Annotated in this window: 14 protein-coding genes and 1 riboswitch; of the genes, 7 read left to right on the top strand and 7 right to left on the bottom strand. The window is 71.8% G+C overall.

Going from position 1 to position 16,146, the window contains the following annotated elements; translation table 11 throughout:
- Nucleotides 1-100: 100 nt before the first annotated feature.
- The 6 genes from RM590_RS03365 to RM590_RS03340 all read left to right on the top strand — a co-directional run bounded on the left by RM590_RS03365 (nt 101) and on the right by RM590_RS03340 (nt 4,915).
- Nucleotides 101-910, top strand: a complete 810-nt coding sequence (locus RM590_RS03365; RefSeq protein WP_311702800.1) for an SOS response-associated peptidase — start codon at nt 101-103, stop codon at nt 908-910.
- Between the two features lie 321 nt (nt 911-1,231).
- A complete protein-coding gene (locus RM590_RS03360; RefSeq protein ID WP_394813778.1) occupies nt 1,232-1,861 on the top strand; it encodes a sigma-70 family RNA polymerase sigma factor in 630 nt (209 codons plus the stop codon).
- A complete protein-coding gene (gene rsrA, locus RM590_RS03355; protein ID WP_311702798.1) occupies nt 1,858-2,133 on the top strand; it encodes a mycothiol system anti-sigma-R factor in 276 nt (91 codons plus the stop codon). Before RM590_RS03360 ends, rsrA begins: the two co-directional genes overlap by 4 nt.
- A 180-nt stretch (nt 2,134-2,313) precedes the next feature.
- A complete protein-coding gene (locus RM590_RS03350; RefSeq protein WP_311702797.1) occupies nt 2,314-3,306 on the top strand; it encodes a tetratricopeptide repeat protein in 993 nt (330 codons plus the stop codon).
- A gap of 116 nt (nt 3,307-3,422) precedes the next feature.
- On the top strand, nt 3,423-4,055 hold the full coding sequence (gene def / locus RM590_RS03345; RefSeq protein WP_311702796.1) for a peptide deformylase: 633 nt from the start codon (nt 3,423-3,425) through the stop codon (nt 4,053-4,055).
- A 125-nt stretch (nt 4,056-4,180) separates the two neighbouring features.
- Complete coding sequence (locus RM590_RS03340; protein ID WP_311702795.1) at nt 4,181-4,915, top strand: D-Ala-D-Ala carboxypeptidase family metallohydrolase; 735 nt, start codon at nt 4,181-4,183, stop codon at nt 4,913-4,915.
- A gap of 111 nt (nt 4,916-5,026) precedes the next feature.
- Here the strand turns inward: RM590_RS03340 and RM590_RS03335 are convergent, their stop codons facing one another.
- The 7 genes from RM590_RS03335 to RM590_RS03305 all read right to left on the bottom strand — a co-directional run bounded on the left by RM590_RS03335 (nt 5,027) and on the right by RM590_RS03305 (nt 14,553).
- Complete coding sequence (locus tag RM590_RS03335) at nt 5,027-5,983, bottom strand: ribonucleotide-diphosphate reductase subunit beta (RefSeq protein ID WP_311702842.1); 957 nt, start codon at nt 5,981-5,983, stop codon at nt 5,027-5,029.
- Nucleotides 5,984-6,039: 56 nt separating this feature from the next.
- On the bottom strand, nt 6,040-8,487 hold the full coding sequence (locus RM590_RS03330; RefSeq protein WP_394813767.1) for a ribonucleoside-diphosphate reductase subunit alpha: 2,448 nt from the start codon (nt 8,485-8,487) through the stop codon (nt 6,040-6,042).
- A 61-nt stretch (nt 8,488-8,548) separates the two neighbouring features.
- A riboswitch (cobalamin riboswitch) is annotated at nt 8,549-8,680 on the bottom strand.
- A 23-nt stretch (nt 8,681-8,703) separates the two neighbouring features.
- On the bottom strand, nt 8,704-9,264 hold the full coding sequence (locus RM590_RS03325) for a GNAT family N-acetyltransferase (RefSeq protein ID WP_311702793.1): 561 nt from the start codon (nt 9,262-9,264) through the stop codon (nt 8,704-8,706).
- Between the two features lie 49 nt (nt 9,265-9,313).
- On the bottom strand, nt 9,314-10,807 hold the full coding sequence (locus RM590_RS03320) for a DUF2079 domain-containing protein (RefSeq protein WP_311702792.1): 1,494 nt from the start codon (nt 10,805-10,807) through the stop codon (nt 9,314-9,316).
- Nucleotides 10,808-11,033: 226 nt separating this feature from the next.
- Nucleotides 11,034-11,252, bottom strand: coding sequence for a YbdD/YjiX family protein (locus RM590_RS03315; protein ID WP_311702791.1), 219 nt, complete (start codon nt 11,250-11,252; stop codon nt 11,034-11,036).
- Nucleotides 11,249-13,369: a carbon starvation CstA family protein gene (locus RM590_RS03310; protein WP_394813777.1), complete on the bottom strand. Its 2,121-nt coding sequence runs from the start codon at nt 13,367-13,369 to the stop codon at nt 11,249-11,251. Before RM590_RS03310 ends, RM590_RS03315 begins: the two co-directional genes overlap by 4 nt.
- Nucleotides 13,370-13,749: 380 nt before the next feature.
- On the bottom strand, nt 13,750-14,553 hold the full coding sequence (locus tag RM590_RS03305) for a GntR family transcriptional regulator (protein ID WP_311702789.1): 804 nt from the start codon (nt 14,551-14,553) through the stop codon (nt 13,750-13,752).
- Between the two features lie 259 nt (nt 14,554-14,812).
- Here RM590_RS03305 and RM590_RS03300 point away from each other — a divergent pair, with 259 nt between their 5' ends.
- A complete protein-coding gene (locus RM590_RS03300) occupies nt 14,813-16,078 on the top strand; it encodes an extracellular solute-binding protein (protein ID WP_311702788.1) in 1,266 nt (421 codons plus the stop codon).
- Nucleotides 16,079-16,146 lie beyond the last annotated feature (68 nt).

Raw genomic sequence — 16,146 nt, 5'->3', positions numbered from 1 at the left:
GCGGTAAGTAAGCCACATCCCCGCACCGGGGTCCCGGTTCCGACCGGGGCCCCGGTGCTCCTTTCCGTTCGCATGCGCCCCCGCACTACCCTTGGGCGCCATGTGCGGACGGTATGCGGCGAGCCGGCGGCCGGAGGATCTGGCCGGGCTGTTCGATGTGGAGCTCTGGGATGCCGCCCAGCCGCTCCCGGGCGACTGGAACGTGGCGCCCACCAAAGAGGTGTACGCGGTGCTCGACCGGCCGGTGAAGGAGGCCGGGCCGAAGCCCGTGCGGCAGTTGCGCGCGCTGCGCTGGGGGCTGGTGCCGTCCTGGGCCAAGTCCCCCGACATGGGCGTGAAGATGATCAACGCCCGGGCCGAGACCGTGCACGAGAAGCCGGCCTACCGCCGTCCGTTCGCCGCCCGGCGGTGCCTGCTGCCCGCCGACGGCTACTACGAGTGGATGACCGGCGCCGAGGAGCGCGCCGAGGAGGAGCGGGGGAAGCGCAAGCGGCCCCGCAAGCAGCCCTACTTCGTGACGCCCGCCGACGGCTCCGTCATGGCGCTGGCCGGGCTGTACGAGTTCTGGCGGGACCGGACGCTGCCCGAGGACCACCCCCGCGCCTGGTGGGCGACGTGCACGGTGGTCACCACCGAGGCGGAGACCACGTCGCTGCCCGGCGCGGGCGGCGGGCCCGGGGCGCTCGCCGACATCCACCCCCGGATGCCGCTGGCCCTGCCGCCGGAGCGCTGGGACGCCTGGCTGGACCCGGCCCGCACCGAGCCCGAGGAGATACGGCCGCTGCTGGCGCCCCCGCCGCCCGGCCGGTTCCGCGCGTACCCCGTCTCCACGGCGGTCAGCAACGTGCGCAACAACGGGCCAGAGCTGGTCGCCGAGCTGCCCGCGCCCGAGGAGGAGACCCTGTTCTGAACGGCGCTCCGGGCGGCGTTCCCGGCCTCGCCCGGGGCCGCCGGCCCCGGGAATAGGCGGGGCGCCGCACGCGTTCTCCCCGGCGTCAAGCTTTCGCAGACCCGACACTCGCCGACGCGAGAGAGGGAGATCGCCCCGATGGGTTCCATCGCCTGCCCGCCCCGCCCCGCCGAACAGCTCACCCGCCGGGCCGCCGAGGTGGACTGGGCGACGCTCCGGCTGGCCGCCGACCGGTCCTCCCGACCGGCGGGGGTGGCACGCCGTCGTCTATCCTCCGAAGCGGACGAGCCCGTCACCGGGCTCCTGACGCTGGCGGAGGAGGTGGGTCCGGTCACCGGGACGGACGAGGGGACGCACGAGGAGACCGAGGCCGAGCGCAACGCGCGGTTCGAGCGGGACGCCCTGGGCTACCTGGATCAGATGTACTCCGCCGCGCTGCGCATGACGCGGAACCCGGCGGACGCCGAGGACCTGGTGCAGGAGACCTACGCCAAGGCGTACGGCTCGTTCCACCAGTTCCGGCAGGGCACGAATCTCAAGGCGTGGATGTACCGCATCCTCACCAACACCTTCATCAACTCCTACCGCAAGAAGCAGCGCGAGCCGCAGCGCAGTGCCGCGGAGGAGATCGAGGACTGGCAGCTCGCGCGCGCCGAGTCGCACATGTCCACCGGGCTGCGCTCGGCCGAGTCGCAGGCGCTGGACCACCTGCCGGACTCCGATGTGAAGCAGGCGCTTCAGGCCATTCCGGAGGAGTTCCGGATCGCCGTGTATCTCGCGGATGTCGAGGGGTTTGCCTACAAGGAGATCGCCGACATCATGGGTACACCCATCGGCACGGTGATGTCCCGGCTGCACCGCGGCCGCCGGCAGCTCCGTGACATGCTCGCGGACTACGCGCGGGAGCGCGGTCTCGTCCCGGCCGGGGCTCAGGAAGGTTCTGGATCATGAGTGGCGAACAGTCGCACCCCACGGACTGCTCCGAGGTCCTGGACCGGCTGTACGAGTATCTGGACCGCGAGATGCCGGACGGCGACTGCGCGAAGTTCCAGGAGCACATCGACGAGTGCTCTCCGTGTCTGGAGAAATACGGTCTGGAGCAGTCGGTCAAGAAGCTCGTCAAGCGCTGTTGCGGCCACGACGAGGTCCCCGCCGACCTGCGCGCCAAGGTACTCGGGCGGATCGACTCGATCCGCGGCGGGGAGCCCCCGGCGGCCGAGTAGGCGTCCGGGGCCGCCCTCCTGCCTGGCGTTTCACCCCGCTGGTCTTCCGTCGTCTCGCGCGTGGCGTCCGCCTGACCCATCCTGTGAGCAGGCACCTGTCCGCCCATGGTTGGATGCGGCCCGGGACGGACAGGAGATGTGTGAAGTGCACGCTACGAAGCGGGAATCAGGCAGGACAACGTGAGGATCTTCGGCAGGGTCCGGCAGCGCCCGTCCACCGACTGGCGGCTGGCCACCAACCGGGCTTTCACGCTCATCGACGACGGCCGTTACGAGGACGCCGACGCGCTCCTCACGCGGGCCGCCGATCTGGAGCCGTGGCTGTCGGAGTCCTGGTTCAACCTCGCGCTGCTGCACAAGTTCCGGCACGACTGGGAGCAGGCGCGTTCCGCGGGCCTGCGGGCGGTCGCCCTGCTGGAGAAGGACACGGGCGCCCCGGACTGGTGGAACGTCGGCATCGCCGCGACCGCGCTCCAGGACTGGCCGCTGGCCCGCCGCGCGTGGCAGGCGTACGGGCTGCCGGTGCCGGGCGCGGCCTCCGTGGCGGAGGAGCCGCTGGGCATGGACCTGGGCGGGGCCGCGGTGCGGCTGTCGCCCGAGGGCGAGGCGGAGGTCGTCTGGGGGCGGCGGCTGGACCCGGCGCGGATCGAGGTGCAGAACATTCCACTGCCCTCCTCCGGGCGCCGCTGGGGCGAGGTGGTGCTGCACGACGGGGCGCCGCGCGGCGAGCGCACGACGATGAGCGGCGGCGTGCCCTCGGTCTACCCCGTCTTCGACGAGATCGAGCTGTGGGCGCCGTCCGCGGTGCCGACCTGGGTGGTGCTGATCGAGGCGGCCACCGAGGCGGACCGGGACGCCCTGGAGAAGCTGGCGGCGGACGCCGGATACGCCGCGGAGGACTGGTCCTCCTCGGTGCGGCTGCTGTGCCGGTCCTGTTCCGAGAGCCGGATGCCCAGCGAGGAGGGCGACGGGCTCGCGCAGCACGATCCGCACGACCACAGCGCACCGGGCCGGCCCGGGCCGCTGGGGCACACGGGCGCGGCGGGGCCCTGGGCGCCGGAGCGTGAGTGCGGGCTGGCCGCCCCCGGCTCCCTGGTGCGGGGGCTGCTCGACGGCTGGGTCGCGGACAGCCCGGACACCCGGGACTGGCGGGACCTCGAAGAGGTGTGCTGACCGGTCGGGCCGGGCCGCCGCCGGGGGGCCGTAAGCTGTACGGATCATTTTTCGCGGCTTTCCCGCGGCACGACACGCATCACCACACGCATCACCGAAAGGCAGACGGGCCGACCATGGCGCAGCAAGAGACCGATGAGCGCATCGACGACGAGTTCATCGACGACACGCAGGACTGTGCGGAGCGCGAGCAGGCACACCGGGAGCGCGGCACGGTCCGGCCCATCACGGTCATCGGTCATCCGCTGCTGCACAAGGAGTGCCGGAACGTGACCGAGTTCGACGACTCGCTGGCCGCGCTGATCGACGACATGTTCGCCAGCCAGCGCGCCGCGGAGGGCGTGGGGCTCGCGGCGAACCAGATCGGCGTGGACCTCAAGGTCTTCGTCTACGACTGCATGGACGACGACGGCGTGCGTCACGTGGGCGTCGTGTGCAACCCCGTGCTGGACGAACTGCCCGCCGAATCCCGGGTGCTGGACGACAACAACGAGGGCTGCCTGTCCGTCCCCACCGCCTACGCCGAGCTGCCGCGCCCGGACTACGCGGTGGTGCGCGGCCAGGACGCCTCCGGGAAGCCGATCGCGGTGCGCGGCAGCGGGTACTTCGCGCGCTGCCTCCAGCACGAGACGGACCACCTCTACGGCCGGCTGTATGTGGACCGGCTCTCCAAGCGGGAGCGGAAGCAGGCGCTGAAGATGATGGCCGAGGGCACGCCGAAGTACGAGACGGTGCCCAACGAGGGGTGACCGCCGGGCGATGCGCGGGCGTTCGCCACTGGGCTCGTCCAGTGGCGGACGCCCGCGCGGTTGACGCGCGTTGACTGCTTGGGCCACCCTCGTTTGCGACGTATCTCTCTCCCCTCGGAGGAAGCATGTTCAGACGCGCCATGCGTGTCTTGCTCGCTATTGTCATGATCACGTCAGCAGCCGTCGTGGGCACCGTGGCCACGGCCGGCACCGCGCAGGCCGACGGCTGCTACACCTGGGGCCGCACCCTCAGCCAGGGCATGTCGGGCGCGGACGTCCGGCAGTTGCAGATCCGGGTGTCCGGCTACCCCGGCTACGGCAACGTCCTGGCGCTGGACGGCGACTACGGGCCGGCGACGGCGGCGGCCGTGACCCGGTTCCAGCAGGCGTACGGGCTGTCGGCCGACGGCGTCGCCGGCCCGCAGACGTTCAACCAGATCTACGCCCTTCAGGACAACGACTGCACCCCGATCCACTTCACCTACGCCGAGCTCAACCGCTGCAACTCCGACTGGTCGGGCGGCGCGGTCAGCGCGGCCACGGCCCGGGCCAACGCGCTGGTGAACATGTGGAAGCTGGAGGCGCTGCGGCACGCGCTGGGCGACCGGCCCATCACCACCAGCAGCGGCTTCCGCTCCTACTCGTGCAACAGCGCGGCGGGCGGCTCCGCGACCAGCCGCCACCTCTACGGTGACGCGATCGACCTGACGGGCTCCCCGACGCTCTGCCAGCTCGTCCAGCGCGCCCGCTACCACGGCTTCAACGAGATCCTGGGCCCGGGCTACCCGGACCACAACGATCACGCCCACCTGGCCAACCGCTCCTCCCGCTTCTGGTCGGCCCCGAGCTGCGGCTTCTGACCGCTCCCGCGGCCGGACCGGCACCCGCACGGCCGCCCCCTCCGGCGCACCGGGCCGCTCCCGATACGGCGGGCGGGAGCGGCCCGCGCCGGGCGGGACCCGGCCGGCCGGCTAGAACTCGTCGTCGAACGACACGCTGCCCTCCACGGCCACCTGGTAGGCGGAGACGCGGCGTTCGAAGAAGTTGGTCAGCTCCTGGACGTTCTGCAGCTCCATGAACGAGAACGGGTTCGCCGAGCCGAAGACCGGCGCCAGGCCCAGTCGGACCAGCCGCTGGTCGGCCACGCACTCCAGATACTGGCGCATCGACTCGGTGTTCATGCCCGGCAGTCCGTCGCCGCACAGGTCCCGCGCGAACTGGAGCTCGGCCGCCACCGCCTCCCGCAGCATCGCGGTCACCTCCCGCTCCAGCTCCGCGTCGAACAGGTCCGGCTCCTCCCGCCGGACGGTGTCCACCACGGAGAACGCGAAGTCCATGTGCATGCTCTCGTCGCGGAACACCCAGTTGGTGCCGGTGGCCAGGCCGTGCAGCAGGCCGCGGGAGCGGAACCAGTACACGTAGGCGAAGGCGCCGTAGAAGAACAGCCCCTCGATGCAGGCGGCGAAGCAGATCAGGTTGAGCAGGAAACGCCGCCGGTCCGCCTTGGAGGACAGGGCGGTGATGTCCTCCACCGAGTCCATCCACCGGAAGCAGAACTGGGCCTTCTCCCGGATGGAGGGGATGTTCTCCACCGCGGCGAACGCCGCCGCCCGCTCCTCGGGGTCGGGCAGATAGGTGTCCAGCAGCGTCAGATAGAACTGGACGTGCACCGCCTCCTCGAAGAGCTGCCGCGACAGATACAGCCGCGCCTCGGGGGAGTTGATGTGCTTGTAGAGCGTCAGCACCAGGTTGTTCGCGACGATCGAGTCGCCGGTGGCGAAGAACGCCACCAGCCGGCCGATCAGATGCTGCTCGCCCGGCGAGAGCTTCGCCAGGTCGGCGACGTCCGAGTGGAGGTCCACCTCCTCTACGGTCCAGGTGTTCTTGATGGCGTCCCGGTAGCGCTCGTAGAACTCCGGGTACCGCATCGGGCGCAGGGTCAGCTCGAAGCCGGGATCGAGCAGGTTCTTCACGGGTGTGGTGGTCACTGGCACGCCTCGCAGGACTCGGGGTTCTCCAGGGAGCAGGCGAGGGCCTGCTCGGGGACGGTGGCCGAAACGGGGCCGTGGCCGGGATCGGGCAGCGCGGTGGCCGCGCCGGTCCGGGCGGCCTGCGCGATGCGGGTGGCCGGGCGCGAGCGCAGGTAGTAGGTGGTCTTCAGGCCGCGCTTCCAGGCGTAGGCGTACATCGAGCTGAGCTTGCCGATGGTGGGCGCCGCCATGAACAGGTTGAGCGACTGGCCCTGGTCGAGGTACGGGGTGCGGGCCGCGGCCATGTCGATCAGGGCGCGCTGCGGCAGCTCCCACGCCGTGCGGTACAGCTCGCGCACCTCCTCGGGCAGGCCGGGCAGCGCCTCCACCGAGCCGTTCGCCTCGCGCAGCGCCTCGCGCGTGGTGTCGTCCCAGCGCCCCAGCCGCTTCAGGTCGGCCACCAGGTAGGTGTTGACCTGGAGGAACTCCCCGCTCAGCGTCTCGCGCTTGAACAGGTTGGACACCTGCGGCTCGATGCACTCGTACACCCCGGCGATCGAGGCGATGGTGGCGGTGGGGGCGATGGCGAGCAGCAGCGAGTTCCGCATGCCGGTGCGGGCGATCCGGCCGCGCAGCGCGAGCCAGCGGGCGGCCCAGGCCGGTTCGGCGTCCGGGTAGTGGTCGGGGTGCAGCACGCCGTCGGCGGTGCGGGTGTCGGCCCAGGCGGGGTGCGCGCCCCGCTCCTCGGCGAGGTCGGCGGAGGTCTCGTAGGCGGCGAGCATGACGCGTTCCGCGATGCGGGTGGACAGCTCGCGCGCCTCGGGCGAGTCGAACGGCAGCCGCAGCCGGAAGAAGACGTCCTGGAGCCCCATCACGCCCAGGCCGACGGGCCGCCAGCGGGAGTTGGCGGCGGCGGCCTGCTCGGTCGGGTAGAAGTTGATGTCCACGACGCGGTCCAGGAACCGCACGGCGGTGCGGACCGTGGCGTCCAGGCGCTCCCAGTCCATCGAGCCGTCACCGCCGAGGTGGGCCGCGAGGTTGACCGAGCCGAGGTTGCACACGGCGGTCTCGCCGTCGCTGGTGACCTCCAGGATCTCGGTGCACAGGTTGGAGGAGTGGATGATCGCGCCGGGCCGGGCGGTCTGGTTGGCGGTGCGGTTGGCGGTGTCCTTGAACGTCATCCAGCCGTTGCCCGTCTGCGCCAGCGTGCGCATCATGCGGGCGTACAACTGCCGGGCGGGCACCGTCCGCCGGGCGAGGCCGGCGGCCTCCGCGCGGCGGTAGGCCGCGTCGAAGTCGTCGCCCCACAGGTCCACCAGCTCGGGCACGTCGGCGGGGGAGAACAGCGACCAGTCGGCGTCCGCCTCGACCCGCCGCATGAACTCGTCGGGGATCCAGTGCGCGAGGTTCAGGTTGTGGGTGCGGCGGGCCTCCTCGCCGGTGTTGTCCCGCAGTTCGAGGAACTCCTCGATGTCCGCGTGCCAGGTCTCCAGATAGACGCAGGCGGCGCCCTTGCGCCGGCCGCCCTGGTTCACCGCGGCCACCGAGGAGTCCAGGGTGCGCAGGAACGGCACGATGCCGTTGGACTTGCCGTTGGTGCCGCGGATCAGCGAACCGCGGGCGCGGATCCGCGAGTAGGACAGGCCGATGCCGCCGGCGTGCTTGGAGAGCCGGGCGATCTGGTGGTACCGCTCGTAGATGGAGTCCAGCTCGTCCCGGGGGGAGTCCAGCAGATAGCAGGCGGACATCTGCGGGTGCCGGGTGCCGGAGTTGAACAGGGTGGGGGAGGACGGCAGATAGGCCAGCGAGCTGGTCAGCCGGTACAGCTCGGCGACCTCGGCCAGGGCCCGCGGGGAGTCGCCGTCCGCCAGGCCGCAGGCGACGCGCAGGAGGAAGTGCTGGGGGGTCTCGATGACCTTGCGGGTGGTGGGGTGGCGCAGCACGTACCGGGACTCGACGGTGCGCAGCCCGAAGTACTCGAAACGGTCGTCGGCGCCGTCGGCGACCGCCCGTTCCACCAGGGCGTCCAACTCCGCCGCGTGGCGCCGGACGAACGCCGCGGTGGTGTCCGAGATCAGGCCCTCGCGGTGGCCGATGGCGACCGAGGCGGAGAACGACACGGCGCCCTGCGCGGCGGCCTCGTCCCGGATCGCCAGCGTCAACAGCCGGGCCGCGAGCCGGGAGTAGGCGGGGTCCTCGGCGATGAGCCCGGCCGCCGCCTCGATGGCCAGCGCGCGGGTCTCGGCCTCGTCGGACGCGGGGTGGCGTCCGCGCAGCACGGCGGTGGCGACCCGGTCGGGGTCGGCGGCGGGCAGATCGGCGGTGAGGCCGGACAGCGTGCGCGGCAGCGCGGCTGTGACCGGCTCCGCGGGTGCGACGGGTGCGGTGGTCACTCGGTGGCTCTCCCTCGAATGCGCGACGGCCCCGGAAGGGGGCGGGAGGCGACGGGCGCACCGGGGCATGCGTGTGGCAAGGCAAAGGCATACCGCGTGGCGTCCGCCGGCCCACTCCACGAGGCCCGGACTTGTTCGATGCCGCCCGCAGGGGGTCGGACTGACGATGGGCAGCATAAATCAGCCCATCGCACACCGTTGCGGGACAGTTCCGGATTCGCACCGGATTCCCCGCGGCGACAGCGAGCATGAGCATACATCTAGTGCCGCGCTGAGGGAGAGCCCCTATATGTTGTGCTCCTGCTCTCCGTTGAGGGAGAGGTCGAGTGCGAACACGTGAAGTGCCATGCCCGGGATCGGCTCCCAGTCGCGCTCAGGCGCCCGAACGAACCCCAGCCGCTCGTACAGCCGGTGCGCCGTGTGCATTTGCGACTGACTGGAAAGAACGACACGCCGCTTGCCGAGCCGGCGTGCCCGCCGCAGGCACTCGAGCACCAGCGCCTCGCCGGCGCCCCGGCCCCGGGCCGACGGCCGTACGGCGAGCATCCGGAACTCCGCCTCGTCGTCCGCCGCGATGTCGGCGAACTCCCCGCCCGCGCCCACGAACGTGACACAGCCCAGCACCTCGTTAGCGCTTGGGGGCACCTCCCAGACGGAGTCTGGGGGAGGGTCGACGGCGACCAGCACCTCGGCGTGCTCCGCGCGCCGCCGGGCGTCCCGCAGGTGCTCCAGGTACGGGTCGTCCTCGCCGAAGTCGAGCAGCCCGTCGCCCAGATAGACGGAGGCGGTCAGCTCGCCGGCCTCGTCCAGCTCGGCCGGCCGCGCGTCCCTGATGATGATGTCCATGGCCCCAGTGTGAGTGCCGGGTCTGACAACGCCCACCCGGTTGTCGGGGTCAGAGCCGCAGCACCCAGTAACCCGCTTCCGCCGCAACCACCTCGGGGTTGGGCACCTCCGGATAGAGCTGCCGGGCGTACTCCAGCAGCGACTCCTCCGTCTGCTGCGGGTCGTAGTAGGCGATGTACTCGGGAACGACGTCGCCGGTGTCGCCGATCCAGAACACCCGGCAGCGCTGCGTGAGATGGGCGATGGGCCGCACGTTGGCCGCGACGGTCGCGTCGTCCGGCACGGCGGCCAGGACACGTTCCCCGGCCTGGGCGACCGGGCTCTGCCGGTAGGTCGCGGCCTCGGTGAGGGTGCCGGCGGGCAGCGCGGTGCTCAGCCCGAGCGCCCCGGCCAGCACGGCGGTCGGCAGTTGGCGGGCGTACGCGCGCAGCCGGGGCCGGACGGAGGAGCGGCTGCGGGCGACGGCGTCGGTGAGCGCGAGCGCCGCGATGGGCATCAGGACGGCGCTGTAGTGCCAGTCGGTGCTCCAGTAGTGCGGCTCGGCGGAGACGAACCGCCAGGCCAGGGTGGGCAGGGCGACGATCAGCAGCGGCGAGCGAAGCGCCAGCAGCCCGGTGGTGGGCACCAGGATCCACAGCAGCGTGCGGAACTTCTCCTCCGCGCCGGTCAGCAGCAGGCTCACCGGCCCGCCGCCGTCGCCCTCGCCGATCTTGGTCCAGTAGTCGTACTCGCCCCCGGTGTTGAAGGCGGGTATCACCACGGCGATCGTCAGGGCGCAGACCGCCACGCACAGCGCGGCGGTGCCGAGCGCGGCCGAGGCGACGCGGGGGCGGCTGTGCCAGGTCCGGACGGCGACCACGGCGGCGATCGCGGCGGCGGTGACGCCCAGGTCCTCCTTGACCAGCAGCAGCGGCAGCGCGAGGCCGAGGGCGGCGAGCCAGCGTTCCCGCAGCACGGCCTCCAGCGCGAACGCGATCAGCGGCACCGCGAAGCAGATCTCGTGGAAGTCGAAGTCGACGGCGCGCTGCACGCCCCAGGACAGCCCGTAGGCGGCGCCGATGGCCGCCCCGGGGCCGCGGCCGAGGAGCAGCGCGGCGGCGCGGGTGACGGGAACGACGGCCAGCGCGAACAGCGCGGCCTGGACGACGAGCAGGGTCACCGGGGTCGGGAAGAGCCGGTAGAACGGCGCGATCAGCGCGGTGACCGGGCTGAAGTGATCGCCCAGGATGGGGAAGTCGGGCCCCTTGAGGTCCGAGACCGGCGCTTCGAGGCGGGCGTAGGAGGCCACGACCTGCTCGAAGATGCCGAGGTCCCAGGAGCGGTTCTCGTGCCGTACATAGCGGCTCACCGATATCGCCGTGTAGACGGCGAAGAAGGCGACGGCCAGCAGATACGGGTCGAGGCGGGACCCGCGCGGGAACCGCGGCAGGCGTATTCGCCCGCCGGGCGTGGCGCCGGGCGCCGGGCCGTCCGCGCCGGGGGGCGTGGGCGCGGCAGGCGGGCGCCGAGTCTCCGCGGTCGCGCCCTGGCCCTGTTCAGTCACCGTTCTCCTCCCCGCCGGCCCCGTCGCTTCCCTGCGGGGCCGAGTCCCCCGGAAACGGTACGCAAGCGGCGGGGGCCGCCGGGCGCCGGGGGAGTCCTGTGGCTGGTTTCCGTGTGGTCACACCCGGAACACGCCGGAGGACCCCCGTCCGGTTGGCGCGAGACGACGGGGACACACGGCCGGGCCGTCCCCCACAGAGCAGGGGCACGGCCCGGCCGGTCACCGGTCAGCAGCAGCCGCGGTGCGGGCCCTCCCGGGGATCACCGCCGTAGCGGCGGTCGACGCGCTGCCGTTCGAACTCGCGGCGGCTGGGCACCGGGGCCGCCGGATCGGCTCGCCGGAGCCGTTCGACGTGCCGCTCGTAGGCGTTCTCGCCCGTGAGCTCGGTGACGTACCAGCGCAGCCAGGCGGCGGCCCGCCGCGGCGCGGCGATCAGGCGGCTCACGATGTCTCCTGCCGCGCCCGGCGGTCCGCCTGTTCCGGGATGCCGCCGCCCGGGCCGAGGCCCGCGGCGGCCAGTTCGGCCTTCTCCTCCTTGGTGGCGACGAGCCCGGCCGGGGCGATGAGCCGGGACTTGGTGTACGGCGCCTCGCGCAGCCGCACGGACTCCGGGTGGCGCGCCGCCTTGACGCAGACCCGCAGCGCGTCGGCGAACACGATGAGGACCAGCACGGCCAGCGCCGCGGACAGCACCGCGTCCACCGTGGCGTTGTTCACGATGGTCCGCATGTCCCCCATGTCCTTGGCCCCGGCGAGCAGTTGACCGGAGTCGATGCCCTCCTGGTACTGGTCGCGGCGGGCCCAGAAGCCGACCGCCGGGTCGCCGGAGAACACCTTCTGCCAGCTCGCGGTGAGGGTGACGACCGACACCCAGGTGAGCGGCAGCAGCGTGACCCACGCGTATTTCAGCCGGCCGGACTTGACCAGCAGCAGCGTGCAGACGGCGAGCGCGACGGCGCCGAGGAGCTGGTTGGAGATGCCGAAGATCGGATAGAGCGTGTTGATGCCGCCGAGCGGATCGTTCACCCCGACCCACAGCAGCCAACCCCACAGCCCGACGACGAGCGCGCTGGTCAGCCAGACCCCGGGCAGCCAGGTGGTGGAACGCAGCTTGCCGAGCCGGGGGTGCAGGCTGCCCAGGGCGTCCTGCAGGATGAACCGGCCGACGCGCGTGCCCGCGTCAATGGCGGTGAGGATGAACAGCGCCTCAAACATGATTGCGAAGTGGTACCAGAAGCTCATCATGCTGTCCCCGCCGATGATGTCGGCGAGGATCGCGGCCAGCCCCAGCGCGAGCGTGGGCGCGCCGCCGGTCCGGGACAGCAGGGACTCCTCCTCCACCGACTCCGCGGCGGCGGCGAGCTGTTCGGGCGTGACCGTGAAGCCCCAGGAGGTGATCGTGTCCGACGCCGCCTGGAGGGTGTCGCCGATCACCGCGGGCGGGGCGTTCATCGCGAAGTACACGCCGGGGTCCAGCACACAGGCCGCGGTGATCGCCATGATCGCCACGGAGGACTCCATCAGCATCGCGCCGTAGCCGATGGGCCGGACCTGGGTCTCCTTCTGGATCATCTTCGGGGTGGTGCCCGAGGAGATCAGCGCGTGGAAGCCGGAGACCGCGCCGCAGGCGATGGTGATGAAGACGAACGGGAACAGCGAGCCGGCGAAGACCGGCCCCTCGCCGTTGGACGCGAAGTCGGTGACCGCCTCCATCTGGAGGCTGGGCAGCGTGATCACGATGGCCAGGGCCAGCAGCGCGATGGTGCCGATCTTCATGAACGTGGACAGGTAGTCGCGCGGCACCAGCAGCAGCCACACCGGCAGCACCGAGGCGGCGAAGCCGTAGATCACCAGCCAGATGACCAGGGTGCGCGGGGAGAGCGTGAACGTGTCCGCCATCTCGGAGTTGGCGACCCAGCGGCCGGCGGCGATCACGGCCAGCAGCAGTGCGACGCCGATCACGGTGACCTCGGCGACCCGGCCGGGGCGCAGGTGGCGCAGGTAGATGCCCATGAACAGCGCGATCGGGATCGTCATGCCCACCGAGAACGCGCCCCAGGGCGACTCGGCGAGGGCGTTGACGACGACCAGGGCCAGCACCGCCAGCAGGATGATCATGATCGCGAAGATCGCGACGACCGCGGCCACGCCGCCCACCGGGCCGATCTCCTCGCGGGCGATCTGGCCCAGGCTCTTGCCGTCCCGGCGGGTGGAGAAGAAGAGCACCACCATGTCCTGGACGGCTCCGGCGAAGATGACGCCGACGATGATCCAGATCGTGCCGGGCAGATAGCCCATCTGGGCGGCGAGCACCGGGCCGACCAGCGGCCCCGCGCCGGAGATCCCGGCGAAGTGGTGGCCGAGCAGCACCCGGCGGTCGGTGGGGTGGTAGTCGAGCCCGTCGCTCAACCGCTCGGCGGGGGTGGCCCGGGTCGGGTCCGTGCCCAGCACCCGGGTGGCGATGAAGCGGGCGTAGAAGCGGTAGCCGATGGCGTACGAGCCGAGCGCCGCGGCCACCATCCACGCGGCGGAGACATCCTCGCCGCGGGACAGCGCCAGCATGGCCCAGCCGATGGCGCCGACGACGGCGACCGCCGTCCAGATGGCGATGGAACGGGGACGCAAGCGCCCCGGGGGTGCCGATGGTGGGGAATGCACGGTGTCCTCCCGCCGGTCCGCGTTGACCTGACGGCGGGGAATCTAGGCCACCTGCGGCCGGATGACCATGGGGCCGACGGCACCGGCTGGGATCCGCGGAGCGACAGACCTGGGCGGGCTTGCCGAAGCCTGGCGCGGAACCGCTCCCCGCGAGGGGCGCGCAATCGTGACCTCGGGCGGCTCCGCCGCGTGGGTGCGATCGGCCACGGACGGCCCGCGCATTCTTTACCGAAGCCGCAACCGTGACCGAAGCCGCGACCCTGACCGCGTTTCCAGCAGAGCGCTCAGCGCGGGCCGTTCGGGCGGGGCCGCTCCAGGTTCGCCACGAACTTGTACCGGTCGCCGCGGTACACCGACCGCACCCACTCCACCGGCTCGCCGTCGGTGTCCCGGGAGTGCCGGGAGAGCATCAGCATCGGCAGCCCGACGTCGGTGCCGAGCAGCCCGGCCTCGCGCGGGTTGGCCAGCGAGGTCTCGATCGTCTCCTCGGCGCGCGCGAGATGGACGCCGTAGACCTCGGCGAGCGCCGTGTACAGCGAGGTGTAACGGACCAGGCTGCGGCGCAGCGCCGGGAAGCGCTCCTGGGACAGGTGGGTGGTCTCGATCGCCATCGGCTCGCCGCTGGCCAGCCGCAGCCGCTCGATGCGCAGCACCCGGCCGCCCTCGGGCAGGTCCAGCAGCCGGCTGAGGCGTTCGTCGGCGGTGATGTAGCCGATCTCCAGCAACTGCGAGGTGGGCTCCAGGCCCTGGGCGCGCATGTCCTCCGTGTAGGAGGTGAGCTGGAGGGCCTGGGAGACCTTCGGCTTGGCGACGAACGTGCCCTTGCCCTGGATGCGCTCCAGCCGGCCCTCGACGACCAGCTCCTGGAGGGCCTGGCGGACCGTGGTGCGCGAGGTGTCGAACTCGGCGGCCAGCGTCCGTTCCGGCGGCACGGGGGTGCCGGGCGGCAGGGTCTCGGTCATCTGGAGCAGATGCCGCTTGAGGCGGTAGTACTTCGGGACCCGGGCGGTGCGCGTCCGGTCGGTGGCGTCACTGCCCGTGGTGGCCGGGCCGCTGCCGTTCGCGGTGGTGCCCCCGTCCCTGGCCATCGCCCGCCTTCCCGACTCGTTCTTTTCTGCCGTCACCGGCTCCTCCGAGACATCGCAGCTCACATCGTGACACGGGCCGGACAACCCTGGCTCGTCCGGGCAGATGTCGGTCCGGTAACGGACCGGACCCGCCCCTCGTGGGCCCTTGACACCCCACCTTGGTCTAGTCTAGGCTCCGTGCAACTGGTCTACACCTCTTGTCTACACCACTAGCGAGAAGGCCGTCCCCGGGGGGTCCGGCCACTGGAAGGAGGGTGACGTGAAGCGCAAGCTGATCGCTGCCATCGGCGTAGCGGCCCTGTCGGCCACCGTGGCCGCCTGCGGCTCCGACGGCGACAGCGGTGGGGGGGGCGGCGGGGACGCCGATTCCATCACCGTCTGGCTGATGGACGGCTCGGCACCACAGGAGTGGGTCTCCGAGCTGAACGCGGCGTTCGAGGCCGAGCACGGCGTCAAGGTCAACGTCGAGGTCCAGCAGTGGGACGGCGTCCAGGACCGGGTCACCACCGCCCTGTCCGAGGACGGCACCGTGGACGTCCTGGAGATCGGCAACACGCAGACCGTCGGGTACGCGAACACCGGCGGCCTGGCCGACCTCAGCGAGCTCTCCGAGGAGCCCTGGAACGAGAACATGCTCGCCTCGGCCGAGGTGGACGGCACGCTCTACGCCCTGCCCTGGTACGGCGCCAACCGCGTGGTCATCTACGACAAGAGCGTCTGGGCGGAGGCCGGCGCCGAGGTTCCCACCACCCGCGAGGAGTGGATCGAGGCCCTGGAGCTGATCGACGAGAACACCGAGGCCGAGCCGATCTACCTGCCCGGCCAGAGCTACTACGTCATGGGCGGCTTCGTCGCCGACGAGGGCGGCAGCTTCGCCGTCGAGGACGGCGACGAGTGGCGGGGCGCGCTCAACACACCCGAGGCCGAGGCCGGCATGGAGTTCTACGCCGAGCTCCAGTCGTTCTCCGAGTCCCCGACCGACAACGACGAGGCGTCCCCGCAGCAGTCCACCGAGGTCGTGCCCAACCAGGAGGTCGCCTCCTGGATCGGCCTGGGCTGGGAGGCCGCCGGCGCCGTCGCGGCCATCGAAGAGGCCGGCGGCGAGGCCGACTTCGGCTACTTCCCGATCCCCGGCAAGACCGCCGGCGAACTCGGCCACGTCTTCCTCGGCGGCTCCAACCTCGCGGTCTCCGAGCGGGCCGGCGACAAGGAACTGGCCACCGAGTGGCTGCGCATGGCCACTTCCCAGGAGTGGGCGCAGCGTTACGTCGACGCCAACAACGACGGCGTCGTGCCCAACCGCACCGATGTCACCGCCGAGCCCGGGGCCGGCAGCTTCGCCGAGGCGATGGTCGCCTCCGCCGACGTGGGCTTCCTGCCCCCGCTGACCACCGGCTGGGCGAACGTCGAGACCGAGCCCAACCCCATCAAGGAACTGATGACCAAGGCGCTCAACGGCGACGACTACGCGACCGCCGCCGAGGAGGCCGACTCGGAGATCACCACCCGCATCAACCGCGAATAGCGCCCGCCGGGGTGCCGCCGGCCCGCCCGGCGGCACCCCGGCACCCGTTTCTCCCTGCCGCTCCCTGT

Source organism: Streptomyces litchfieldiae, assembly GCF_031845365.1.
GTDB lineage: Bacteria > Actinomycetota > Actinomycetes > Streptomycetales > Streptomycetaceae > Streptomyces > Streptomyces litchfieldiae.
The sequence above is the reverse complement of the archived record's forward strand: the minus strand, read 5'-3'. Positions and strand labels throughout refer to the sequence as shown.

Coding starts and splice junctions, on each gene's coding strand:
- RM590_RS03365 (WP_311702800.1), top strand. CDS start 101: ATGTGCGGACGGTATGCGGCGAGCCGGCGGCCGGAGGATCTGGCCGGG.
- rsrA (WP_311702798.1), top strand. CDS start 1,858: ATGAGTGGCGAACAGTCGCACCCCACGGACTGCTCCGAGGTCCTGGAC.
- def (WP_311702796.1), top strand. CDS start 3,423: ATGGCGCAGCAAGAGACCGATGAGCGCATCGACGACGAGTTCATCGAC.
- RM590_RS03340 (WP_311702795.1), top strand. CDS start 4,181: ATGTTCAGACGCGCCATGCGTGTCTTGCTCGCTATTGTCATGATCACG.
- RM590_RS03335 (WP_311702842.1), bottom strand. CDS start 5,983: ATGCGGTACCCGGAGTTCTACGAGCGCTACCGGGACGCCATCAAGAAC.
- RM590_RS03330 (WP_394813767.1), bottom strand. CDS start 8,487: ATGCCCCGGTGCGCCCGTCGCCTCCCGCCCCCTTCCGGGGCCGTCGCG.
- RM590_RS03325 (WP_311702793.1), bottom strand. CDS start 9,264: ATGGACATCATCATCAGGGACGCGCGGCCGGCCGAGCTGGACGAGGCC.
- RM590_RS03310 (WP_394813777.1), bottom strand. CDS start 13,369: ATGCTGGCGCTGTCCCGCGGCGAGGATGTCTCCGCCGCGTGGATGGTG.
- RM590_RS03305 (WP_311702789.1), bottom strand. CDS start 14,553: ATGGCCAGGGACGGGGGCACCACCGCGAACGGCAGCGGCCCGGCCACC.